Source organism: Tepidimonas sp. (assembly GCF_036825565.1).
In the GTDB taxonomy this organism is placed as follows: domain Bacteria; phylum Pseudomonadota; class Gammaproteobacteria; order Burkholderiales; family Burkholderiaceae_C; genus Tepidimonas.
On sequence record NZ_DAISXZ010000002.1, the window covers coordinates 1 to 23,163 of the forward strand.

17 protein-coding genes and 2 pseudogenes are annotated in these 23,163 nt (G+C 68.2%); 4 read left to right on the top strand and 15 right to left on the bottom strand.

Annotated elements, in window-relative coordinates; genetic code table 11:
* Both V7026_RS00535 and V7026_RS00540 read right to left on the bottom strand, forming a co-directional pair.
* Positions 1-142 (bottom strand): annotated as a pseudogene (locus V7026_RS00535) (microcin ABC transporter permease); the annotation flags it as partial.
* A 14-nt stretch (positions 143-156) separates the two neighbouring features.
* Positions 157-1,956: an extracellular solute-binding protein gene (locus V7026_RS00540; RefSeq protein ID WP_334153377.1), complete on the bottom strand. Its 1,800-nt coding sequence runs from the start codon at positions 1,954-1,956 to the stop codon at positions 157-159.
* A 220-nt stretch (positions 1,957-2,176) separates the two neighbouring features.
* Between V7026_RS00540 and fabI the strand changes: the two genes are divergently transcribed.
* Positions 2,177-2,983 (top strand): enoyl-ACP reductase FabI, encoded by an 807-nt coding sequence (gene fabI, locus V7026_RS00545; RefSeq protein ID WP_334153297.1) that lies wholly within the window; start codon positions 2,177-2,179, stop codon positions 2,981-2,983.
* Positions 2,984-2,999: 16 nt separating this feature from the next.
* On the opposite strand, the gene V7026_RS00550 is transcribed toward fabI, so the two are convergent.
* From V7026_RS00550 to aceE, 4 genes are all read right to left on the bottom strand, one after another.
* Positions 3,000-3,626 carry a c-type cytochrome gene (locus V7026_RS00550; RefSeq protein ID WP_334153298.1) on the bottom strand — a complete coding sequence of 209 codons (627 nt, stop codon included), beginning with the start codon at positions 3,624-3,626 and terminating at the stop codon, positions 3,000-3,002.
* Positions 3,627-3,805: 179 nt separating this feature from the next.
* Positions 3,806-5,560, bottom strand: a complete 1,755-nt coding sequence (lpdA, locus tag V7026_RS00555) for a dihydrolipoyl dehydrogenase (protein ID WP_334153299.1) — start codon at positions 5,558-5,560, stop codon at positions 3,806-3,808.
* A 13-nt stretch (positions 5,561-5,573) separates the two neighbouring features.
* The gene (gene aceF, locus V7026_RS00560) at positions 5,574-6,941 is read right to left on the bottom strand and encodes a dihydrolipoyllysine-residue acetyltransferase (RefSeq protein WP_334153300.1); all 1,368 of its coding nucleotides are present in this window, start codon (positions 6,939-6,941) and stop codon (positions 5,574-5,576) included.
* A gap of 18 nt (positions 6,942-6,959) precedes the next feature.
* The gene (gene aceE / locus V7026_RS00565) at positions 6,960-9,680 is read right to left on the bottom strand and encodes a pyruvate dehydrogenase (acetyl-transferring), homodimeric type (protein WP_334153301.1); all 2,721 of its coding nucleotides are present in this window, start codon (positions 9,678-9,680) and stop codon (positions 6,960-6,962) included.
* Positions 9,681-9,848: 168 nt separating this feature from the next.
* On the opposite strand from aceE, the gene V7026_RS00570 reads away from it, so the two are divergent.
* The 3 genes from V7026_RS00570 to folD are packed head-to-tail and all read left to right on the top strand — an operon-like array spanning position 9,849 to position 13,952.
* On the top strand, positions 9,849-12,422 hold the full coding sequence (locus V7026_RS00570) for a PAS domain-containing sensor histidine kinase (RefSeq protein ID WP_334153302.1): 2,574 nt from the start codon (positions 9,849-9,851) through the stop codon (positions 12,420-12,422).
* Positions 12,419-13,048 carry a response regulator transcription factor gene (locus V7026_RS00575; RefSeq protein ID WP_334153303.1) on the top strand — a complete coding sequence of 210 codons (630 nt, stop codon included), beginning with the start codon at positions 12,419-12,421 and terminating at the stop codon, positions 13,046-13,048. The genes V7026_RS00570 and V7026_RS00575 overlap by 4 nt, the downstream gene beginning before the upstream one ends.
* 7 nt (positions 13,049-13,055) lie before the next feature.
* Positions 13,056-13,952 (top strand): bifunctional methylenetetrahydrofolate dehydrogenase/methenyltetrahydrofolate cyclohydrolase FolD, encoded by an 897-nt coding sequence (gene folD / locus V7026_RS00580; protein WP_334153304.1) that lies wholly within the window; start codon positions 13,056-13,058, stop codon positions 13,950-13,952.
* On the opposite strand, the gene V7026_RS00585 is transcribed toward folD, so the two are convergent.
* From V7026_RS00585 to lpxA, 9 genes and pseudogenes are all read right to left on the bottom strand, one after another.
* On the bottom strand, positions 13,932-14,414 hold the full coding sequence (locus V7026_RS00585) for a DUF4149 domain-containing protein (RefSeq protein ID WP_334153305.1): 483 nt from the start codon (positions 14,412-14,414) through the stop codon (positions 13,932-13,934). The two genes, folD and V7026_RS00585, sit on opposite strands and share 21 nt — an antisense overlap.
* Before the next feature lie 11 nt (positions 14,415-14,425).
* Complete coding sequence (gene greA, locus V7026_RS00590) at positions 14,426-14,902, bottom strand: transcription elongation factor GreA (RefSeq protein WP_334153306.1); 477 nt, start codon at positions 14,900-14,902, stop codon at positions 14,426-14,428.
* Positions 14,884-15,009, bottom strand: a pseudogene (locus tag V7026_RS11415) (hypothetical protein); the annotation flags it as partial. The gene greA and the pseudogene V7026_RS11415, both read right to left, overlap by 19 nt.
* Before the next feature lie 32 nt (positions 15,010-15,041).
* Positions 15,042-18,308, bottom strand: coding sequence for a carbamoyl-phosphate synthase large subunit (gene carB, locus V7026_RS00595; RefSeq protein ID WP_334153307.1), 3,267 nt, complete (start codon positions 18,306-18,308; stop codon positions 15,042-15,044).
* 4 nt (positions 18,309-18,312) lie between these two features.
* Entirely contained in the window at positions 18,313-19,485 is a 1,173-nt protein-coding gene (gene carA, locus V7026_RS00600) for a glutamine-hydrolyzing carbamoyl-phosphate synthase small subunit (protein WP_334153308.1), read from the bottom strand.
* Between the two features lie 138 nt (positions 19,486-19,623).
* On the bottom strand, positions 19,624-20,427 hold the full coding sequence (locus V7026_RS00605; protein ID WP_334153309.1) for a TrmH family RNA methyltransferase: 804 nt from the start codon (positions 20,425-20,427) through the stop codon (positions 19,624-19,626).
* On the bottom strand, positions 20,424-21,125 hold the full coding sequence (gene rnhB / locus V7026_RS00610; protein ID WP_334153310.1) for a ribonuclease HII: 702 nt from the start codon (positions 21,123-21,125) through the stop codon (positions 20,424-20,426). The genes V7026_RS00605 and rnhB overlap by 4 nt, the downstream gene beginning before the upstream one ends.
* Positions 21,122-22,318 carry a lipid-A-disaccharide synthase gene (gene lpxB / locus V7026_RS00615; protein WP_334153311.1) on the bottom strand — a complete coding sequence of 399 codons (1,197 nt, stop codon included), beginning with the start codon at positions 22,316-22,318 and terminating at the stop codon, positions 21,122-21,124. The genes rnhB and lpxB overlap by 4 nt, the downstream gene beginning before the upstream one ends.
* 15 nt (positions 22,319-22,333) lie before the next feature.
* Entirely contained in the window at positions 22,334-23,146 is an 813-nt protein-coding gene (gene lpxA, locus V7026_RS00620; protein WP_068606335.1) for an acyl-ACP--UDP-N-acetylglucosamine O-acyltransferase, read from the bottom strand.
* Positions 23,147-23,163 lie beyond the last annotated feature (17 nt).

The following is a 23,163-nucleotide window of genomic DNA, read 5'->3' on the forward strand; positions in this document are numbered from 1 at the left end:
CCCCCAGCCCGGCACGGGCCTCGGCCAGATACTGATCCACCGGCCCACCGGGCACGAACTGGATCACCACGAACGTCAGCAACAACACCCCGAACAGCGTGGGAATCATCAGCAGCAAGCGCTTGAGAATGTAAGCCCACATGGATACAGCTCCCGTCAGCGCGCGGCCGGGGCGGCCGATGTCGCCCACCAGGTTTCGATCGCCCAGCCCTCGCCGCCGGCGTATGGGGGCATGTCGGCGGGGCGCGCCAACCGCCAGGCGTTGTAGGCCATGCGGTGCGTGGGCGCGGACCATTGGGGAATCAGCACCTGGCTGTGCGCCACCACACGCTCCAACGCCCGGCAGGCCGCCAAGAACGCGGGCTCGGTGTCCGCCTGCACCATGCGCGCAATCACATCGTCCACCGCCGGGCTGGCCAGTCCGCTGAAATTGCCGGAACCCTCGGTGCGGGCGGCCGCGCTACCAAACAGGTCCGCATACTCCGCACCCGGGCTGTGCGTACCCTGGAACGCCAGCGAAATCATGTCGAAGTCGAAGGTGCGCAGCCGCTGCTGGTACAGCGCAAAGTCCACCGGGCGGAAACGCAGCTCGATGCCGAGCCGCGCCAGGTTGAGCGCCCACGGCGTGACGACGCGCGCGCCGGCCTCGTTGCTATCTAGATACTCCAGCACCAGAGGCTGCCCTTGAGCGTTGCGCAGCGCCCCTTCGCGGTAGGTCCAGCCAGCCTGGCGCAGCAGCGCCTGCGCCAGGCGCAGGTTGGCGCGCAGCCGCTCGGGCGTGCCGGCCACCGGCGGCTCATACATCGGCCCGAACACCTCCGGCGGCAGCTGCGCGCGCCACGGCTGCAGCAGCTGGCGCTGCGCCGCATCCGGCTCGCCCTGCGCGGCGCAGGCGGTGTTGCCAAACAGCCCGCGCACGCGCTCGTAGCTGCCGTAGAACAGACGCTCGTTCATCCACTCGAAGTCCAGCGCCAGCGCCAGCGCCTGTCGCACGCGTCGGTCGTCGAGCGGTGGCCGGCGGGTGTTGAGCACGTAGCTTTGAAACCCCGTCGGCAGCCGGTGGCGGAACTCGGCCTTGACCAGCTCGCCGCTGTCGAAGCGCCGACCCTTGACGCGCCGCGCCCAGTCGCCGGCGGAAAAGAAGCGCATCAGATCGAACTCACCGGCCTTGAGCGCCTCCAGCCGCGCGGTGTTGTCCTTATAGATCTTGACCGTGATGCGGTCGAAGTTGAACGTGCCACGGCGCACCGGCAGGTCGCGCGCCCAGTAATCCGGGTCGCGCACATAGGTGATATCCTTGCCGAACTTGACCGGCCCGATGCGGTAGGGGCCGCTGCCGATCGGGGTGTCCATCACCACTTCGTTGAACGGCTTGCGCCGGCCGGTGGCCGGATCCACGCCCCAGTCGCGGCTGAAGATCGGAATGCCGCCCACCGTCAACGGCAGCTCGCGGTTGGGGCGCTTGAAACGAAAGCGCACCGTGCGCGCGTCCAGCACGTCCACGCCGTCCAGGTCGGCCAGGTCGGCCAGGATCGTCTTGTACACCGGCGAGGTGTGCGGTCCGAGCAGCGTCTCGAAGGTGTCGCGCACGTCCTCGGCCAGCACCGGTTTGCCGTGGTGAAAACGCGCCTCGGCCCGCAGCCGGAAGGTAGCGCTCAGCCGGTCCGGCGCCACCTGCACGTCCTGCGCCAGTAACCCGTAAGCGGCGCCAACCTCGTCGGCCGCGCCGCTCAACAGGCTGTCGAACAGCAGATCGGCCAAGTAAGCCGGGGCGCTGCCGCGCAGCGTGAACGGGTTGTATTTGTCGAACGTGGAGGTGCGCAGGTTGCTGACCAGCCGCAGCTCACCACCCTTGGGCGCGTCCGGGTTGACGTAGTCGAAGTGCGCGAAGCCCGGCGGATACTTCAGGTGCCCCCACAGCGCATAGCCGTGCGCGGCCCAGGCGGGGGCGCACATCCCCAACACCAGCGCCGCCAGCAGCCCCCCCACCGCACGGCCTACAGCGGCGGCTGCCCACAGGCCGCAGCGCCACGGGCCGCCCGACGTGCCCCCGGCCCCCACCCCGCCGCCATCGCAGCGAGGGGCGCGAGGGACGCGCGGAAGGCTCGGCGAATGGGGCCAGTCGTGCATGCGACAATTCTGCAGGATTTTTTCCGCACCACGAGGAGCACGAACAATGGGTTTTCTGGCCGGCAAAAAGCTGCTGATCACTGGGGTTTTGTCCAACCGCTCGATCGCCTACGGCATCGCGCGCGCCTGCCGCGCCCAGGGGGCGGAGCTGGCCTTCAGCTACGTCGGCGAGCGCTTCAAGGACCGCATCACGGAGTTCGCCGCCGAGTTCGGCTCCAACCTCGTGTTCGAGTGCGACGTCTCCGACGACGCCAACATCGAGCGCCTGTTCCGCGAACTGTCGGCCCACTGGCCGACGTTCGACGGCTTCGTGCACAGCATCGGCTACGCGCCGCGCGAGGCCATCGCCGGCGACTTCCTCGACGGCCTGTCGCGCGAGGCCTACCGCACCGCACACGAGATCAGCGCCTACAGCTTTCCCGCCATGGCCAAGGCGGCGCGCCCATACCTGAACGACCACGCCGCGCTGCTGACGCTGACCTACCTCGGCAGCGTGCGCATGGTGCCGGCCTACAACACGATGGGGCTGGCCAAGGCCAGCCTGGAGGCCAGTGTCCGTTACCTGGCCGAGTCGCTTGGCAGCCAACGGCGCGGCTGGCGTGTAAATGGCATATCGGCCGGTCCGATCAAGACCTTGGCCGCCAGCGGCATCAAAGGCTTCGGCAAGATCCTCGGCGTCGTGGAGCAAAACGCCCCGATCCGGCGCAACGTCACGATCGACGACGTCGGCCATACGGCGGCCTTTCTGCTCAGCGATCTGGCGGCCGGTATCAGCGCCGAGGTGATCTACGTCGACGGTGGCTTCAGCCAGGTGATGGGCGGGCTGGCGGCGGACGCCGCCGCCGAGGCGTGAACCGCACCGCGGGCAATCACTTGAGGTTGCCCAGATAGGCCGCCACCGCCTCGAGCTCCAGGTCGCTCAGGCGGTGCGACATCACGCGCATGATGGCGTTGTCGCGGCTCCCCGTGCGCTCCCTGAACGCCAGCACCTGACGAACGATGTACTGCGGGTGCTGGCCTGCCAAGCGCGGCAGTTCGGTGGTGCCGGTCGCGCCGGGCCCGTGGCAGGTGGCGCACGGCGGCAGGCCCGTGTGGCGGTTGCCTCGATCGTAGATGTAGCGACCCACCGCCAACAGCAGCTCGTCACCGCTGGGGGTGTGCCCCGGCCTCTGGCGCGCGTAGTACTCGGCCACCGCTTCGATGTCGCCGGGGCTCAGGCCCTTGACCTTCTCGGTCATCGCGGTGTCCTTGCGCTCGCCGCTGACAAAGGCCTGGAGTTGACGCGCCAAGTACTGGGTATTCTGGCCCGCCAGGCGGGGGAAGTTGGGCGCCACGCTCTGCCCGCACGGACCGTGGCAGACCGCACAGCGGTCCCGGGCAATGACCTCACCGATCACCAGCGGATCGGCGGACTGGGCCTGCGCCCCCCAAGCCGCCATACCCATGCCCACCGCCGCGATCGTGCGGCGCAGCGCCGTCTGCCAAGTCTTGCTCATGTGTTCCTCCAGGGATGAATACCGGGTCGCCAACGACCCCTGTCACCATCCTAGAGAAACCCCACAACGGGACTTTGACGCGCGTCAACGTGGCTGCATCGGCATGCAACGATGCGCGGATGCGTGCGGACGACGCGCAACGGGGCGCCTCGTCCCCCGCGCGTGGCCCCACCCAAGCCTCAGCGCGGCGGCGGCAGATCGGTGCAACTGCCGTGCGCCGCCTCCGCCGCCATGCCGATGCTCTCGCCGAGTGTGGGGTGCGGATGGATGGTCTTGCCGATGTCAACCGCGTCGGCGCCCATCTCGATGGCCAACGCGATCTCGCCGATCATGTCGCCCGCGTGCGTACCCACGATGCCGCCGCCCAGGATCTTGCCGTGGCCATGCGCCTCGGGGCGGTCGTCGAACAGCAGCTTGGTAAAGCCTTCGTCGCGACCATTGGCAATGGCGCGGCCCGAAGCCGTCCAGGGGAACAAGCCTTTCTTGACGGGGATGCCCTGCGCCTTGGCCTGGTCTTCGGTCAGACCCACCCAAGCCACCTCGGGGTCGGTGTAGGCCACACTGGGAATGACCCGCGCATTGAACGCACTGCGGGCCAGGGCGGCATCCCCGAGCAGTTCGCCAGCGATCACCTCCGCCGCCACATGGCCTTCATGCACGGCCTTGTGCGCCAGCATGGGCTGGGCGACGATGTCGCCGATGGCAAAGATGTGCGGCACGTTGGTGCGCATCTGGACATCGACGTTGATGAAGCCGCGGTCCGTCACGGCCACGCCGGCCTTGTCGGCAGCAATCTTCTTGCCATTCGGCGCGCGGCCCACGGCCTGTAGCACTAGGTCGTACAGGCCCTCGCTCTTGGTGCCGTCCAGCCCCTCGAACTGCACCTTGATGCCTTCGGGCGTGGCTTCGGCCCCCACCGTCTTGGTCTTGAGCATGATGTTGTCAAAACGGTGGGCGTTCATCTTTTGCCACACCTTGACCAGATCCCGGTCGGCACCGGGCATCAGGCCGTCCATCATTTCGACCACATCCAGCCGTGCGCCCAGGGTGGAATATACGGTGCCCATCTCCAGCCCGATGATGCCGCCGCCGATGATGAGCATCTTTTTCGGCACTTCCTCGAGCGCCAGAGCACCCGTGCTGTCCACCACGCGCGGGTCGTCGGGCAAAAACGGCAGCCGCACGGCCTGCGAACCCGCCGCGATGATGCACCGCTTGAACGCCACCACTGTCTTGCTACCGGTCTTGTCTTGGCCGCTGCCAGTGGTTTCTTCCACTTCGACGTGGTTGGGGCCGACAAAGGCCCCGTAACCACGCACCACCGTGACCTTGCGCATCTTGGCCATGGCGGCCAGCCCACGCGTGAGCTTGCCGATGACCTTTTCCTTGTGGCCGCGCAGCTTGTCGAGGTTGACGCTGGGGGCGCCAAAATCCACGCCCAGATCGGCCAGGTGGCGGACTTCGTCCATCACGGCGGCCACGTGCAGCAGTGCCTTGGACGGGATGCAGCCCACGTTGAGGCACACGCCACCGAGCGTGGCGTAACGCTCCACGATCACCACTTTCAGCCCTAGGTCGGCGGCGCGGAACGCGGCGGAATAGCCGCCCGGCCCCCCGCCCAACACCACCACGTCGCACGCCAGGTCGGCGCTGCCGCCGAAGCTGGCCGCTGTCGGCGCCGCCGCGGCCGCGTCACCCGCCACCTCCAGCGACAGGATGACCGCCCCCTCGCTGACCTTGTCGCCCAGCTTGACTTTGAGTTCCTTCACCACACCCGCGTGGCTGGACGGGATCTCCATCGACGCCTTGTCGGACTCCACCGTGATGAGCGACTGATCCACCTGGACCGTGTCGCCCGGCTTGACCAGCAGTTCGATGACCGCCACGTCCTTGAAGTCGCCGATATCGGGAACCTGGATATCGATCAGTGCCATGGTCGGACTCCCTTCACAGCAACACGCGGCGGAAGTCCGCCAGGATCTGGCCCAGATAGGCGTTGAAGCGCGCAGCGGCCGCACCGTCGATCACGCGGTGGTCCCACGTCAGCGACAGCGGCAGCATCAGGCGCGGCACGAACTGCTTGCCATCCCACTTCGGTTCCATCTGGCTCTTGCACACCCCCAGAATGGCCACCTCTGGCGCGTTGATGATGGGCGTGAAATAGCGCCCGCCAATACCGCCCAGGCTGGAAATGGTGAAGGTGGCGCCGCTCATGTCGGCGGGGCCCAGCTTGCCTTCGCGCGCCTTCTTGGCCAGATCGGCCATCTCTTGACTGATCTGCAGGATGCCCTTCTGGTCGGCGTCCTTGATCACGGGCACGACCAGGCCGTTGGGCGTGTCGGCGGCAAAGCCGATGTGCCAGTAGTGCTTGTAAATCAGCGCGTCGCCGTCCAGCGAGCTGTTGAACTCGGGAAATTTCTTGAGCGCGGCCACACAGGCTTTGATGAGGAAAGCCAGCATCGTGACCTTGATGCCGCTTTTCTCGTGCTCCTTGTTGAGCTGCACCCGGAAGGCTTCCAGTTCGGTGATGTCGGCATCGTCGTGGTTGGTGACGGCCGGGATCATCACGGCATTGCGCATCAGGTTGGCACCGCTGATCTTCTTGATGCGGCCCAGCTCTTTGCGCTCGATGGGACCAAACTTGGCAAAGTCCACCTTGGGCCAGGGCAGCAGATCCAGCCCGACGCTGGTGCCGGCGGCAGGCGACGGCGCTTGGGCGGCTTGGGCCTGCGTCTGCAAGGTGCCCGCCATGACGGCTTTGGTGAAGGCCTGCACATCTTCCAGTGTGATGCGGCCCTTGGGCCCCGAGCCTTTGACCTCGGCCAGCGGTACGCCCAGTTCCCGGGCGAATTTGCGCACCGACGGGGAGGCGTGCGGCAAACCAAGCACCGGGGCGGATGCGGGTTGGTGCGGCGCAACCGGCGACGGGGCAGCGGCAGGCGCCACCGTGGGCACCGGCGCTACGACCGGTGTGGGCGCTGGCGCGGGGGCAGGCACCGCAGTGGCCACCGGCGCGGCCACGGCAGGGGCAGCCACCGGCGCGGGAGCGGGCTCCGGGACGGCAGCGGCGGCGGCGCCTTCGGCCTCCAGCGTCAGCACCACCGAGCCCTCGCTGACCTTGTCGCCGAGTTGCACTTTCAGTTCTTTGACCACGCCGGCGTGACTGGAGGGGATCTCCATCGACGCCTTGTCGCTCTCCACCGTGATCAGCGACTGATCCACCGCCACCCGGTCACCGGGCTTGACCAGCAGTTCGATCACCGCCACGTCCTTGAAATCCCCGATGTCCGGGACCTTCACATCGATCACTGCCATTTCATCGTCTCCGGCCCATCAGGCGTACAGGGGGTTGAGCTTCTCGGTGTCGATGCCGTATTTGGCGATGGCCTCGGCCACCTTGGCTGCCGGCACGGTGCCTTCTTCGGCCAAGGCCTTGAGCGCGGCCACCACGATGTAGTGGCGGTTGACCTCGAAATGCTGGCGCAGCTTGCTGCGGAAGTCGCTGCGGCCAAAGCCGTCGGTGCCCAGCACCTTGTAGCTGCGCCCCTTGGGGATGAAGGCGCGGATCTGATCGGCATAGGCCTTCATGTAGTCGGTCGAGGCCACCACGGGGCCGGTGTGCTTGTCCAGCTGCTGGGTGACGAAGGGCACGCGCGGCGCCTCCGTCGGGTGCAGCAGGTTCCAGCGCTCGCAGTCCTGCCCCTCGCGGGCCAGTTCGTTGAAGCTCGGGCAGCTCCACACATTGGCGGCCACGCCCCAGTCTTTTTCCAACAGTTCCTGCGCAAACAGGCTTTCGCGCAGGATGGAGCCAGAGCCAAGCAACTGCACCCGCGGCGTGAGCTTCGCGCCTTCCTTGAACAGATACATCCCTTTGATGATCTGCTCCTCCGTGCCGGGGGTCAGGCCCGGCATGGCGTAGTTCTCGTTGAGCAGGGTGATGTAGAAGAACACGTTGTCCTGCTTTTCCACCATGCGCTTCAAGCCATGGTGGATGATGACCGCCACCTCGTGCGCGAAGGTGGGGTCATAGCTGATGCAGTTGGGAATGGTGCCCGCCAGGATATGGCTGTGACCGTCCTCGTGCTGCAGGCCCTCGCCATTGAGTGTGGTGCGCCCCGAGGTGCCACCCAGCAAGAAGCCGCGCGCTTGCATGTCGCCCGCCGCCCAGGCCAAATCCCCGATGCGCTGGAAGCCAAACATCGAGTAATAAATGTAGAACGGCACCATGATGCGGTTGTTGGTGCTGTACGACGTGGCGGCCGCGATCCAGCTGGCCATGCCGCCCGCCTCGTTGATGCCCTCTTGCAGAATCTGGCCGGCCTTGTCCTCGCGGTAGTACATCACCTGGTCTTTGTCCACAGGGGTGTAGAGCTGGCCCTTGGGGTTGTAGATGCCGATCTGGCGGAACAGCCCCTCCATGCCGAAGGTGCGGGCCTCGTCCACCAAAATGGGCACGACGCGCGGACCCAGGGCTTGGTCGCGCAGCAGCTGCGTCAAAAAGCGCACATAGGCCTGCGTGGTGGAGATTTCGCGCCCTTCGGGCGTGGGCTCCAGCACGGCCTTGAACGTTTCGAGCGACGGCACGGTGAACTGTTCATCGCTCTTGACCCGGCGCTTGGGCAAATAGCCGCCCAGCGCCTTGCGCCGCTCGTGCAGGTACTTCATCTCCGGCGTGTCGTCGGCCGGCTTGTAGAACGGGATCTTGGGCAGCTCGCTGTCCGGAATGGGAATGTTGAAGCGGTCGCGGAAGTAACGGATGTCCTCATCCGACAGTTTCTTGGTTTGGTGCGCGGTGTTCTTGCCCTCACCGGCGCGCCCCATACCGTAGCCCTTGACGGTCTTGACCAGTAGCACGGTCGGCTGGCCGGTGGTGTTGTAGTGCGCGCGGTGGAAGGCGGCGTACACCTTTTGCGCATCGTGGCCGCCGCGGCGCAGCGCCCAGATGTCCTCGTCGCTCATCTTGGCCACGAGCTCCAACGCCTTGGGATGGCGGCCAAAAAAGTTCTTGCGCACGAAGGCGCCATCGTTGGCTTTGAACGCCTGATAGTCGCCGTCGAGCGTGTCGAGCATGATCTTGCGCAGCACGCCGTCCTTGTCCCGCGCCAGCAGCGGGTCCCAGTTGCTGCCCCACAGCAGCTTGATCACATTCCAACCGGCGCCACGGAACTCGCCCTCCAGTTCCTGGATGATCTTGCCGTTGCCTCGCACCGGGCCGTCGAGCCGCTGCAGGTTGCAGTTGACGACGAAGATCAGGTTGTCCAGCCCCTCGCGCGCCGCCAGGCCGATGGCGCCCAGGCTCTCGGGCTCGTCCATTTCGCCGTCGCCGCAGAACACCCACACCTTGCGCTGGCTGGTGTCGGCAATGCCACGCGCGTGCAGATACTTCAGAAAGCGCGCCTGATAGATGGCCATCAGCGGCCCCAGCCCCATCGACACGGTGGGGAACTGCCAGAACTCCGGCATCAGCTTGGGGTGAGGGTAACTGGACAGTCCCTTGCCATCCACTTCTTGGCGGAAGTTCAGTAACTGATCTTCGGTCAGGCGGCCCTCCATGAAGGCACGGGCGTAGATGCCCGGGGCGCTGTGACCCTGGATGTAAATCAGATCGCCGCCGTGCGTGCCCCCCTGGTCGGTGTCGTCGGCGTGCCAAAAGTGGTTGAAGCCGCAGGCAAACATGTGCGCCAGCGACTGGAAGGAGCTGATGTGCCCGCCCAGGTCGCCGCCGTCGGGCGGGTCGAGCCGGTTGGCCTTGACCACCATGGCCATCGCGTTCCAACGCATGTAGGCGCGCAGACGGCCTTCGATTTCCAGGTTGCCGGGGCTGCGCTCCTCCTCATCCGGCTCGATGGTGTTGACGTAGCCGGTGGTGGCGGAAAACGGCAGGTCGATGCTGTGCTCGCGCGCTTCTTCGAGCAACTGTTCCAGCAGAAAGTGCGCGCGCTCGGGGCCCGAACGTTCGATGACGGCATCCAGGGCGTCGAGCCACTCGCGCGTCTCTTGCGGATCGGCGTCGGGGGCTACGAGCGGGGAAATCGGTGTGGTGGTTTGGGACATGGTGTCATCTCCTCGTTGGCACGAAAAAGGTACGGCGAAGGCGCTTTCGTGTCCACGAAGTTTCGCACGAAATCGGCCAATTTCCAAACTACGGTTATGCGTTTCACATCGCGAATTTTTGAAAGGTGACGGCATGGCGACGCTGCGGGTTTGCCCTAAACTGCCGGCATGGCCAGCCCGACATCCGACGCCCACGCCCCGCGCGGCCCCCGCTGGTGGGTGGCGCCGCGCCACTGGTGGCGCCAGTGGTGGGACCGGCTGCCGCCCAGCCGGCAGGACCGGCTCGCCGTCCTGGGGCCGCTGCTGTCCGTCCTGCTGTTTCTGACGGCGATCTTTTCGGCTCTGGCCTACTTCACCGATCAGGAGGCCAACCGCGAGCAGGAAGCCGTGATGCGCGACACCGAGTACGCGCAACAGCGTCTGCGCCTGCGCTTGCTGGAGCGGCAGGAACAGCTCATGCGCCTGGCGCGCGACATCGCCAACCGCTCGGTCGAGGAGACGGAGTTCGTCTTTCAGGCCGAGGCGTTGGTGATGCAAAACCCCGAACTGCTGTCGGTGCACTGGATCGGCCCGTTCCGGGAGGTGGTGACGGGCTACGCCTCGCCCAGCACGCCGGCGCACGCGCAGCGCCGCGCGGGCGATCTGCTGCCGCCCAACAGCACCGATGGCGCGTTCGAGCTGGCCCGCGACCTGCACCAACCGATCTACTCACGCCCCCTGCGCTGGCCCGACAGCGGCAGTACCATCGTGCTGCTGGTGCCCTTCGAAGACCGGCGCCGCTTTGGCGGCGCGGTGTTGGCGGAATATTCCGTCGAGGGGCTGCTGCGCTATGGCGTGCCGGCCGAGGTGCTGGCGCGCTACGCCGTCACGTTCGTCGGCGAAGACGGTACCTTGCACGCGGGCACGCCGCTCAAGCCCATCAAGACCCCGCTGTCGCGCCTGCCCTGGGCGGCGCAGGCACAGCGGCACGAACTGCCGATTTCTCCCATCGGCAACAGCCTGCTGGTGCGCGCCGAAGGCCTGCGCGCCGACCGTGACGCGGGCAGCGAAGCGTTTTTCTGGATCGTCGGCGCGATGAGCGTGGCGACGATCTGGATGCTGCTGGGCAATATGCGCCACACGCGCCGGCGCCTGCAAGCCCAGCGCGCGCTGGTGGCAGAGACCAACTTCCGCCGGGCCATGGAAAACTCCATGCTTACCGGGATGCGCGCTCTGGACATGGAGGGCCGCATCACCTATGTCAACCGCGCCTTCTGCAACATGACAGGCTGGAGCGAGGCCGAGCTGATCGGGACCACCGCCCCCTTCCCTTACTGGCCCGAAGCGGAACACGACACCCTGATGGCCCGCCTGCAGGACGAGATCGCCGGCCGCAACGCCCCGGGCGGCTTCGAGGTGCCCGTCAAGCGCAAAAACGGCAGCATCTTCTACGCGCGCATGTACGTCTCGCCGCTGGTCGACGCGCAGGGGCGGCAGACGGGCTGGATGACGTCGATGACCGACATCACCGAGCCCAAGCGCATCCGCGAAGAGCTGACGGCCTCGTACGACCGCTTTGCGACCGTGCTGGACAGCCTGGACGAGGCCATCTCGGTCGCGCCGCTGCACAGCAGCGAACTGCTGTTTGCCAACCACATGTACCAGCGCTGGTTTGGTCAGGGCGCGGCGGGCCACGAACGGATGCTGGAGCTGTGCGCTTCCGTCCCGGTGCTGCCGCCGCAGGACCACACCGACCACGTGGACAGTCTGGTCGGCCTGCCCGCCGATGCGCTGGTGGAGGCCATCGCCGAGCACACGCAGATCCTGGTGCCGGAGTTGGGCAAGTGGCTGGAGGTGCGCACCCGCTACCTGACCTGGGTGGACGGGCGGCTGGTGCAGATGCTGATCGCCAGCGACATCACCGCGCGCCGCCATGCGGAAGAACAAGCCGCCTTGCAAGCCGAGCGCGCAGAGACCGCCAGCCGCCTGATCACGATGGGCGAGATGGCCTCCAGCGTCGCGCACGAACTCAATCAGCCGCTGACCGCCATCAGCAACTACGCCAGCGGCATGATCAGCCGGCTGCAAAAAGGCCAAATGGGCCCCGAGGATCTGCTCGGCACGCTGGAAAAGACGGTGCGGCAGGCACAGCGTGCGGGCAACATCATTCAGCGCATCCGCGCCTTCGTCAAAAAAAGCGAGCCCAACCCGACGCTGTCCGACGTCGCGCAAATGGTGGCCAACGCCACTGAGCTGGCCGACATCGAGCTGCGCCGCCACATGGTGCGCCTCAACATCTACGTCGCGGCGCGCCTGCCGCGTTTGATGGTGGACCCCATTCTGATCGAACAGGTGCTGATCAACCTGCTGAAAAACGCGGGCGAGTCCATCCAGCATGCCCAGCGGCCGCCCGGCCAACGCCATGTGGAGTTGCAGGTCGTGCCGCGCACCGTCGAGGGCCGCGACGTGGTGGCGTTCACCGTCCGCGACAGCGGCAGCGGCATTCCGCAAGACCGCCTCGACCGCATCTTCGAAGCTTTCTACAGCACCAAGGCCGAAGGCATGGGCATCGGCCTGAAGCTGTGCCGCTCGATCATCGAATCCCACCACGGCCGGCTGCATGCGCGCAACCTCTACAATGGCAGCGAGGTCGCGGGCTGCGAGTTCACCTTCTGGATCCCGGTGTCGCCCCAGGACGCCGCGGAGTCCCGTGTTCATCCATCCTCTGTCAACGAAGCGCAGACGCCCGAAGGACAACGATGAGCTTGATCCCCAAACGCGGAACCGTGTACGTGGTTGACGACGACGAAGCCGTGCGCGACTCGCTGCAATGGCTGCTGGAGGGCAAGGAGTACCGGGTGCGATGTTTCGAGTCGGCCGAGGCGTTCCTGGCGCGTTACGACCCGCGCGAAGTCGCCTGCCTGATCGCCGACATCCGCATGGGCGGCATGAGCGGCATGGAACTGCAGGACCGGCTGCTGGAGCGTCACTCGCCGCTGCCGATCTGCTTCATCACCGGCCACGGCGATGTGCCGATGGCGGTGGAGTCCATGAAGAAAGGCGCGCTGGACTTCATCCAGAAGCCCTTTGACGAAAGCCAGCTCGTGGCACTGGTCGAGAAAATGCTCGACGTCGCGCGCGAGACGTTTGCCGTGCACCAGCAGGCCGCCACGCGCGAGGCGTTGCTGGCCAAGCTGACGACGCGCGAATCGCAAGTGCTCGAGCGCATCGTCGCCGGGCGGCTCAACAAGCAAATCGCCGACGACCTCGGCATCAGCATCAAAACGGTGGAGGCGCACCGCGCCAACATCATGGAAAAGCTCGGCGCCAACACCGTGGCCGATCTGCTCAAGATCGCGCTGGCGCCGATTCCCCCCTCCAAAGTCTGACCCCCTCATGACTGCCCAACTGATCGACGGCGTGGCGCTGGCGCGCCACTGGCGCCAGCGCGTGGCCGAACGCGCCGCCGCGCTGGCGGCCCGCGGCCACCGGCCGGGCCTTGCGGTGATCCTGGTCGGCGACGACCCCGCCAGCCAGGTCTACGTGCGCAACAAGGTCAAGGCCTGCGGCGAGGCCGGCATCCACTCGTTGCTGGAAACCTACCCCGCCACCCTGACCGAAGACGAACTGCTGGCGCGCATCGCCGCGCTCAACGCCGACCCTGCCATCCACGGCATCCTGGTGCAACTACCGCTGCCGGCGCATCTGAACGCCCAACGCGTCATCGAGGCCATCGCACCGGAGAAGGACGTCGATGGCTTTCACGTCGCCAACGCCGGGGCGCTGCTGGTCGGCCAACCCGCCTTCCGGCCGTGCACGCCCTACGGCTGTATGAAGATGCTGGAGCACATCGGCCGCACCGACCTGCGCGGTCAGCACGCCATCGTGGTGGGCCGCAGCAACATCGTCGGCAAGCCGATGGCGCTGCTGCTGCTGCAGGCCGGCGCCACGGTGACGATCTGCCACAGCGGCACCGCCGACCTGGCCCACCACACGCGCCAGGCCGATGTCCTGGTCGCGGCGGTGGGCAAGCCGCGCATGATCGGCGCCGACATGGTCAAGCCCGGTGCCGTCGTGCTCGACGTCGGCATCAACCGGCTACCCGACGGCAAACTGTGCGGCGACGTCGACTTCGACGCCGTGCGCGAGGTGGCCGGCTGGATCACCCCGGTGCCCGGCGGTGTGGGGCCGATGACGATTGCGATGCTGCTGCTGAATACGGTCGAGGCAGCGCAACGCACGGTTGGCAGACCCCCTTCAGCCGTTGGCGCCTCAGCGACCGTCCGACCCTGAGGCGTGTTGGCCCCGCCCGGCCAGCCACCACAGGCTGCGCAGTGCGCACAGCCACTGCAGCGCCACCAGCACCGTGCCCAAACCGTGCCACAGCGCCAGATTGGCGCCGGTCTGGCGGGCGGTGAGGATACGCTGGGCGACGCCAAACTCCTGCACCAAGCCGGCGAGCGCCCCGAGCAGCAGCCACGGCAACAGCGCCCAGCTCGCATCCCCGGCTTGCCCGCGGCCACGCTGCGCACGCCCCCACAGCAGCAGCGCCAACGCCGCAGCGACGCTCACCCACGACTGCACCTGAAACAGCCGCGCGGCCATGCCACCGGCCACCGCCGGGTTGTAGAAGTGCGAAAACAGCAGCGGCACGGCGACGAAGCTCCACGCCGTCACCGCGCCCCACCACAGCGCCGCCACCAGCAGCGGCCAGCGCTGCGTCCAGGCTGACCAGATTGGCCCGAGGGCTCGCACCGGCTGCGCCCTCACTCGTAGCGCACGGCCACGATCTCGTAGCGGCGCACGCCGTTGGGCGCCTGCACCTCGGCGATGTCGCCCTCCTCCTTGCCGATCAGCGCACGCGCGATCGGGCTGGAGACGTTGATCAGCCCGAGCTTGAGGTCGGCCTCGTCCTCGCCGACGATCTGGTAGGTGACGGTCTCACCGGTGGCCTCATCCTCCAGCTCGACGGTGGCGCCGAACACCACTTTACCGCCGGCGTCGAGCTGCGCCGGGTCGATGATCTGGGCCGCGGCGAGCTTGCCCTCGATCTCCTTGATGCGGCCTTCGATGAAGCCCTGGCGGTCCTTGGCGGCGTCGTATTCAGCGTTCTCGCTCAGGTCACCCTGCGCACGCGCCTCGGCGATGGCCTGGATGACGGCGGGGCGCTCGACAGTCTTCAGGCGGTGCAGCTCCTCCTTGAGCTTGTCGGCACCGCGCTTGGTCAGCGGAATGGTGGGCATGGAAGCAATCCTTGTCGCACAAAAGCAAACCGCCGAGCGTTGCCGTTCGGCGGTGTCGTATCGCTTGTAATGATAACCGGTTTACCGCGCAACCACCCAGCCGGACACGCCGCCCGGCGGGTGGTCGGTGGTCACCGCATCACACCAGTTGGGCGTGCAGCTCCGCCAGCGCGTACACCGGCAGGTCGTCCATCACCTTCATGCCCTCCACCGCGGCCTCGGCGCCGAAGATCGTCGTGAAGGTGGTCACGCGGTGGGCCAGCGACGCCACGCGGATGTAGCGCGAATCGGCGATGGCGTTGCGGCGTTCCTCCACCGTGTTGATGACCATGGCGATCTCGCCGTTTTTGATCATGTCGACGATGTTGGGCCGGCCCTCGGTGACCTTGTTGACCACGGCGCACGGCACGCCGGCGGCCTGGATCGCCGCGGCGGTGCCGCGCGTGGCCACGAGCTCGAAGCCCATCGCCGCCAGATCGCGCGCGATCGGCACCACGCGCGCCTTGTCGCCGGGCTTGACCGACAGGAAGATCTTGCGCACCGCGTCGGTGGGCCGCGGCAGGCGCACGCCGGCGCCGAGCTGGCTCTTGACGAACGCCTCGCCGAAGCTGCGGCCCACGCCCATCACCTCGCCGGTGGACTTCATCTCCGGCCCCAGGATGGTGTCCACGCCCGGGAACTTGACGAACGGAAAGACCGCCTCCTTGACGCTGAAGTACGGCGGGGTGACCTCGCGCGTGACCCCTTGTTCGGCCAGCGTCCTGCCGGCCATGCAACGCGCCGCGACCTTGGCCAGCGGGATGCTGGTGGCCTTGGAGACGAACGGCACGGTGCGGCTGGCGCGCGGGTTGACCTCCAGCACATAGATCACGTCGCGCTTGGCGCCGCCGTCCTCCACCTCCTGAATCGCGAACTGCACATTCATCAGGCCGACAACCTGCAGCGCCTCGGCCAGCGCCGCGGTCTGGCGCTTGATCTCGGCCACGGTGGCCGACGCCAGGTAATACGGCGGCAGCGAGCAGGCCGAGTCGCCGGAGTGCACGCCCGCCTGCTCGATGTGCTCCATCACGCCGCCAATCAGCACCTGGCCGCTCGCGTCGCGGATGCAGTCGACGTCGCACTCGATGGCGTCGTTGAGGAAGCGGTCCAGCAGCACCGGCGAGTCGTTGCTGACCTTGACCGCCTCACGCATGTAACGCTCCAGATCGCGCGGCTCGTGCACGATCTCCATCGCGCGCCCGCCCAGCACGTAGCTCGGCCGCACGACGAGCGGGTAGCCCAGCTCGGCGGCCTTCTCCATCGCCTCGGCCTCGGCGCGCGCAGTGGCGTTGGGCGGCTGCTTCAGGCCAAACCGGTGCAGCATCTGCTGGAAGCGCTCGCGGTCCTCGGCGGCGTCGATCATGTCGGGCGAGGTGCCGATGATCGGCACGCCAGCACGCTCCAGCCCCAGCGCCAGCTTCAGCGGCGTCTGGCCGCCGTACTGCACGATGACGCCCTCGGGCTGCTCCACCGCGACAATCTCCAGTACGTCCTCCAGCGTCAGCGGCTCGAAGTAGAGCCGGTCGCTGGTGTCGTAGTCGGTGGAGACGGTCTCCGGGTTGCAGTTGACCATGATGGTCTCGAAGCCGTCCTCGCGCAAGGCCAGCGCCGCGTGCACGCAGCAGTAATCGAACTCGATGCCCTGGCCGATGCGGTTGGGGCCGCCGCCGAGCACGATGATCTTGCGCCGATCGCTCGGCGCGGCCTCGCACTCCTGCTCGTAGGTGGAGTAGAGGTAGGCGGTGTGGCTGGCGAACTCGGCCGCGCAGGTGTCGACGCGCTTGTACACCGGCCGCACGCCCAGCGCGTGGCGGCGCGCGCGCACCTCGCCTTCGGTGGTGGCCAGCAACTTGGCCAGCCGCCGGTCCGAGAAGCCCTTGCGCTTGAGCGTGCGCAGCGTCGCGGCGTCCAGCGCCTCCAGCGCCCGCGCGCCGTGCTGCGCCGTGTGGCGGTCCAGCGCCAGCTCGATCTGCACGATCTCCTGGATCTGCACCAGGAACCACTTGTCGATCTTGGTGAAGTGGTGCACTTCCTCCAGCGACCAGCCCGCCGCGAACGCATCGCCGACGTACCAGATGCGCTCCGGCCCCGGCTCGCCGAGCTCGCGCTCCAGCGTCTCGCGGTCCTGGGTCTTTTCGTTCATGCCGTCGACGCCGACTTCCAGCCCGCGCAGCGCCTTTTGGAAGCTTTCCTGGAAGGTGCGGCCGATGGCCATCACCTCGCCGACCGACTTCATCTGCGTCGTCAGGCGGTCGTTGGCCTGCGGAAACTTCTCGAACGCAAAGCGCGGGATCTTGGTGACGACGTAGTCGATGGTCGGCTCGAACGACGCGGGCGTGGCCCCGCCGGTGATGTCGTTGCGCAGCTCGTCCAGCGTGTAGCCGACCGCGAGCTTGGCCGCCACCTTGGCGATCGGAAAACCGGTGGCCTTGGACGCCAGGGCGGACGAGCGGCTCACGCGCGGGTTCATCTCGATGACGATCATGCGCCCGTCGGCCGGGTTGATCGCGAACTGCACGTTGGAGCCGCCGGTGTCCACGCCGATTTCGCGCAGCACGGCGATGGAGGCATCGCGTATGCGCTGGTATTCCTTGTCGGTCAGCGTCTGCGCCGGCGCCACGGTGATCGAATCACCGGTGTGCACGCCCATCGGATCGAGGTTTTCGATCGAGCAGACGATGATGCAGTTGTCGGCCCGGTCGCGCACCACCTCCATCTCGAACTCTTTCCAGCCGACCAGCGATTCCTCGATCAGCAACTCCGAGGTCGGCGAGGCCTCCAGCCCGCGCTTGCAGATGGTCTCGAACTCCTCCGGGTTGTAGGCGATGCCGCCACCCGTGCCGCCGAGCGTGAAGCTGGGCCGGATCACCGCCGGAAAGCCCACCGTGCGCTGCACGGCCCAGGCCTCGTCCATGCTGTGCGCGATGCCCGAGCGCGCCGACTCCAGCCCGATGCGCGTCATCGCCTCCTTGAACTTCTGGCGGTCCTCGGCCTTGTCGATGGCTTCGGGGCGGGCGCCGATCAGCTCGCAGCCGTAGCGCGCCAGCACGCCGTGGCGCCACAGGTCCAGCGCGCAGTTGAGCGCGGTCTGGCCGCCCATGGTCGGCAGGATGGCATCCGGACGCTCCTTGGCGATGATTCTCTCGACCGTCTGCCAGGTGATCGGCTCGATGTAGACCGCATCCGCCGTGGCTGGATCGGTCATGATCGTCGCGGGGTTGCTGTTGATGAGGATGACGCGGTAGCCCTCCTCGCGCAGCGCCTTGCAGGCCTGCACGCCGGAGTAGTCGAATTCGCACGCCTGGCCGATGACGATGGGCCCGGCGCCGATGATGAGGATGCTATGAAGGTCGGTGCGCTTGGGCATGGAATCACTTTCCGGCAGCGGCCATCAGGGCCGTGAAGCGGTCGAACAGATAGGCGATGTCATGCGGGCCCGGGCTGGCCTCCGGGTGACCCTGGAAGCCGAACGCCGGGCGGTCGGTGCGCGCGATGCCCTGCAGCGTGCCGTCGAACAAGCTCACGTGCGTGGCGCGCAGCGTCGCGGGCAGGCTGGCCTCGTCGACCGCAAAACCGTGGTTCTGGCTCGTGATGCTGACGCGCCCGGTGTCGAGGTCCTTGACCGGGTGGTTGGCGCCGTGGTGGCCAAATTTCATCTTGAACGTGCGCGCGCCGCTGGCCAACGCCAGGATCTGGTGGCCTAGGCAGATGCCAAACGTCGGTACACCGCGCTCGATGACGGTGGCCGCGGCCGCGATCGCGTAGTCGCATGGCTCGGGGTCGCCGGGGCCATTGGAAAGGAATACGCCATCCGGGCGCAGCGCCAGCACCTCGGCCGCCGGGGTGCGCGCCGGCACCACGGTGACGCGGCAGCCGCGCTCGGCCAGCATGCGCAAGATGTTGCGCTTGACGCCGAAGTCGTAGGCGACGACGTGAAAGCGCGGCTGGGCCAGGCGCCCATAGCCGCGCGTGCCGTCCTCGCGCTGCAGCCGCCACTCGGTCTCGCTCCACTCATAGGGCTGCGCGGTGGTGACGGCCTGGGCCAGATCCAGCCCGGCCATGCTCGGCGCGCCACGCGCGGCAGCCACGGCCTCCGCACGCACGGTGTCGGTGAGGGTCTCGCCCTCGCGCAACGCAACGATGGCACCGTTTTGCGCGCCGTGCTCGCGCAGACGGCGCGTCAGCGCGCGCGTGTCCAGGCCCGCGATGGCGACGATGCCCTCGCGGCGCAGATAGTCGCCCAGGGACTGACCGGCGCGGAAGTTGGAATGGAGCTGGGGCAGGTCCTTGATGATCAGGCCAGCGGCCTGGACGGCGCCGGATTCGATGTCCTCGCCGTTGACCCCGACGTTTCCGATGTGCGGATACGTGAGGGTCACGATCTGCTGGCGGTAGCTGGGGTCGGTGAGGATTTCCTGATAACCGGTGAGGGCGGTGTTGAACACCACCTCACCCACGGTCTGGCCGGTCGAACCGATGGCCACACCTTCAAAGACCGTGCCGTCTGCGAGCGCAAGGATGGCGGGTGCAAGGACGGGAAACACGGACACTCTCCAGGAAGGTTTGGACGCACCCGCACCCACCTGGCCCCGTCCGCCGCAGCGCCCGGCGACCACGGGGCGGTCGGGAGGCTCGCAGGACAGTCACCGGGTGGACACGGACGGTCTGGGTAAACCTTGGAATTATAGCCCGCCAAACACCGCCGCCGCGCTAGCGTGCAGACAGATCGCAGCAGCGGCGGCCACGTTGAGCGACTCTTCGCCGCCGGGCTGGATGACCCGCACCGTCTGGGCGGCCTGCGCCATCAAGTCCGAACGAACACCCTGCCCTTCGTGGCCCAGCAACCAGGCGCACGGCCAGGGCAGGCGGGTCTCGTGCAACCAGTCCCCGTGGTGGGAACTGGTCGCGAGCAGCGGCACCTGCAAGTCGGCAAGGCAGGAGACATCCACCGCCTCCACCAGCGCGAGGCCGAAATGGGCCCCCATGCCGGCACGCAGCACCTTCGGCGACCACAGCGCCGCCGTACCGCGCAGCGCCACCACTTGGCGGAAGCCGAAGGCCGCCGCGCTGCGCAGGATGGAGCCGACGTTGCCCGGGTCCTGCAGCCGGTCCAACACCACGGTGGGTACGCCGGCCTGCACGGCCTGAGTGGGCGGCACGGGCGCCAGACAGCCGACGCGGGCGGACGACGACTCCAGCGGGCTGAGCTGCGCCATCAGCGCCTCGGTCAGCAGCCACACCGGCACATCGGGCGCCAGCGCCCCGGTCCGCTGCCACGTCTGCACCCACGCCAGGCCTGCGGGGCTGGCTACTACCGCCTCGGGCCGCCACCCGCGGGTCAGCAGGGCACGGCACAAATGGTCGCCTTCGACCCAGACGACGCCCTCGCGCCGGTAGGCGCCGCCATCCTGCACCAAGCGTCGCAGGCGTTTGACGCGCGGATTGTCGCGCGAGGCAATCGGCTCGGGTGGACGCTGCGGGGTCATGGGACGCCCCTGATGGTCGATGCGCGCAGCGCCTCGGCCACGGGCGCGAAGCTGCGCCGGTGCCACGGCGTGGGGCCATGCTGCCGCAAGGCGTGCAGGTGCTGCGCCGTGCCATAGCCGCGGTGCCGGTCGAAGCCGTATGCCGGGTGGGCAGCATGCGCCTCGTCCATCAGGCGATCGCGCGTCACCTTGGCCACGATCGAGGCAGCGGCAATGGCCGCCACGGTCGCATCGCCGCGCACCACGGCTTCGGCCCGCATCTCCAGCACCGGCAGCCGGTTGCCGTCCACCAGCACCAACGAGGGACGCAGCCGAAGCCCGGCCACCGCGCGCCGCATGGCCAGCAACGTCGCCTGCAGAATGTTCAACCGGTCGATCTCTTCCACACTGGCGGTACCGACCCCCAGGCACAGGGCGCGCGCCCGTATGGCGTCAAAAAGCGCCTCGCGCCGGGCGGCACTCAGGGTCTTGGAATCGGCCACGCCGTCGATCGGGTCCTGATCGTCCAGGATGACGGCAGCCGCCACGACGGGCCCGGCCAGCGACCCCCGGCCGGCCTCGTCCACGCCGGCCACCAGGCCCCCATCGCCCCAGTCGAAAGCGTATTGTTGGACTGCAGCCCGGCCATAGGCCAGCGGCACCCGGGCGCGGCGGTCGGGACGGGCAGATGTCGGACGAGACGTCGGGCCCGTCTTCATGGTGCCCCCCCGCGCTCGAGCAGCGGCGCGATCGCCTGCACCGCCAGCGCCGCGGTGTCGCGTCGCAGCTCGGCGTGCAGCGCGTCAAAGCGCGCCACCAGGCGCTCGCGCCGCGCGTGCGCGGCGGCGTCGTCGGCCAGCCACGCCAGCGTCGCCTCCGCCAGCGCCTGCGGGGTGGCCGCGTCCTGCAGCAGCTCCGGCACGACGAACTCCCCGCACAAGATGTTGGGCAGCCCGACCCACGGCTGGCGCATCTTGCGCCGCGTCAGCCACCACGACAGCGGATGCATGTGGTAAGCGATCACCATCGGGCGCTTGAACAGCGCCGCCTCCAGCGTCGCGGTGCCGCTGGCCACGAGCACGACGTCACAGGCGGCCAGCGCCGCGTGCGACTGCCCGCGCAGCACGGTGATCGCCGCGGCGTGGGGGCTCGCGGCCACCCGGGTGCGGATGAGCCCCTCCAGCGCCGGCACCGCCGGCAGCACGAAGCGCAGCCGCGGCCGCTCGGCACGCAGGATCGCCACCGCGGCCAGGAAGCGCGGCAGCAGATGGTCGATCTCGGCGCGGCGGCTGCCGGGCAGCAGCGCCACCAGCGGCTGCGCGTCGTCGATGCCCAGCGTCGCGCGCGCGCCGGCGCGGTCCGGCCGCAGCGGGATGACGCCGGCCAGCGGATGGCCGACGTAGGTGGCGGCGATGCCGTGCGGGGCCAGCAGCGCCGGCTCGAACGGAAAGATGCACAGCACATGGTCGCAGGCGCGGCGGATCAGCTCGACGCGCTCCGGGCGCCACGCCCAGACGGCCGGCGCCACGAAGTGCACCGTCGGGATGCCCGCCGCACGCAGGTCGGCCTCCAGCGCCAGGTTGAAGTCCGGCGCATCGACGCCGACGAACAGCGCCGGCGGCTCGGCCAGCAGCCGCGCGCGCAGGTGGCGGCGGATGCCGACGATCTCGCGGTAGTGGCGCAGCACCTCGACGTAGCCGCGCACCGCGAGCTTCTCGCTCGGCCACCAGGCGTCGAACCCCTGCGCCTGCAGCGCCGGGCCGCCGATGCCGGCGGCCCGCAGCTTGGGCCAGCGCGCGCGCAGCCCCTGCAGCAGCTGCGCCGCCAGCACGTCGCCCGAGGCCTCGCCCGCCACCAGCGCCAGCCGAGGCGCGGCGGCACCCGTGGCAGCATCCCGAGACGGGTGGCTCATTTCACCCCGCTGCCGTCAAGCCTCGCCGCGGCGCGCGCGCACGATGCCGCGCTGCGCATCGACGCCGGCCAGAAAGTCGCGCATCAGCGCCACGTCCGCCGCGGCCTCCGGGTGGGTCTGCGCCAGCGCCTCGATGCGCTCGACTGCCTGCACGAGCGTCAGCCCTTCGCGGTAGAGCGCTTTGTGCATGGCCTTGACCGCGGCGATGCGCTGCGCGGAAAACCCACGCCGGCGCAGCCCCTCGAAGTTCATCGAGCGCGCCTGCGCCGGCTGGCCCTGCGCCATCACGAACGGCGGCACGTCCGCAAACAGCAGCGCGCACATCGCCGTCATCGCGTGCGCGCCGATGCGCACGAACTGGTGCACGACCGTGAAGCCCCCCAGGATCGCCCAGTCGCCCACCTGCACGTGGCCCGCCAGCTGCGCGTTGTTGGCAAAGATCGTGTGGCTGCCGACCATGCAGTCGTGCGCCAGGTGGGTGTAGGCCATCATCCAGTTGTCGTCGCCCAGGCGCGTCACGCCCCCGCCCTGCACCGTGCCAACGTGGTAGGTGCTGTATTCGCGGATGGTGTTGCGCTCGCCGATGACGAGCTGGCACGGCTCGCCGCGGTATTTCTTGTCCTGGTTCGGCAGGCCGAGGCTGACGAACGGGTAGATGCGGTTGTCGCGCCCGATCGTCGTGTGGCCGTCGAGCACGCAGTGCGCGCCGACCGTCGTGCCGGCGCCGATGCGCACGTGCGGGCCGACGACGGTGTAGGGGCCGATCTCGACGTCGGCGTCGAGCTCGGCCTTCGGATCGACCAGCGCGGTCGGATGGATGCGGGCCATTGCGGGCTCGGTCGGCT

What these genes read in the sequence shown, in the direction of transcription:
- V7026_RS00540 (WP_334153377.1), bottom strand. Translation starts at nt 1,956, where the DNA reads ATGTGCGCCCCCGCCTGGGCCGCGCACGGCTATGCGCTGTGGGGGCAC.
- fabI (WP_334153297.1), top strand. Translation starts at nt 2,177, where the DNA reads ATGGGTTTTCTGGCCGGCAAAAAGCTGCTGATCACTGGGGTTTTGTCC.
- V7026_RS00550 (WP_334153298.1), bottom strand. Translation starts at nt 3,626, where the DNA reads ATGAGCAAGACTTGGCAGACGGCGCTGCGCCGCACGATCGCGGCGGTG.
- lpdA (WP_334153299.1), bottom strand. Translation starts at nt 5,560, where the DNA reads ATGGCACTGATCGATATCCAGGTTCCCGATATCGGCGACTTCAAGGAC.
- aceF (WP_334153300.1), bottom strand. Translation starts at nt 6,941, where the DNA reads ATGGCAGTGATCGATGTGAAGGTCCCGGACATCGGGGATTTCAAGGAC.
- aceE (WP_334153301.1), bottom strand. Translation starts at nt 9,680, where the DNA reads ATGTCCCAAACCACCACACCGATTTCCCCGCTCGTAGCCCCCGACGCC.
- V7026_RS00570 (WP_334153302.1), top strand. Translation starts at nt 9,849, where the DNA reads ATGGCCAGCCCGACATCCGACGCCCACGCCCCGCGCGGCCCCCGCTGG.
- V7026_RS00575 (WP_334153303.1), top strand. Translation starts at nt 12,419, where the DNA reads ATGAGCTTGATCCCCAAACGCGGAACCGTGTACGTGGTTGACGACGAC.
- folD (WP_334153304.1), top strand. Translation starts at nt 13,056, where the DNA reads ATGACTGCCCAACTGATCGACGGCGTGGCGCTGGCGCGCCACTGGCGC.
- greA (WP_334153306.1), bottom strand. Translation starts at nt 14,902, where the DNA reads ATGCCCACCATTCCGCTGACCAAGCGCGGTGCCGACAAGCTCAAGGAG.
- carB (WP_334153307.1), bottom strand. Translation starts at nt 18,308, where the DNA reads ATGCCCAAGCGCACCGACCTTCATAGCATCCTCATCATCGGCGCCGGG.
- V7026_RS00605 (WP_334153309.1), bottom strand. Translation starts at nt 20,427, where the DNA reads ATGACCCCGCAGCGTCCACCCGAGCCGATTGCCTCGCGCGACAATCCG.
- rnhB (WP_334153310.1), bottom strand. Translation starts at nt 21,125, where the DNA reads ATGAAGACGGGCCCGACGTCTCGTCCGACATCTGCCCGTCCCGACCGC.
- lpxB (WP_334153311.1), bottom strand. Translation starts at nt 22,318, where the DNA reads ATGAGCCACCCGTCTCGGGATGCTGCCACGGGTGCCGCCGCGCCTCGG.
- lpxA (WP_068606335.1), bottom strand. Translation starts at nt 23,146, where the DNA reads ATGGCCCGCATCCATCCGACCGCGCTGGTCGATCCGAAGGCCGAGCTC.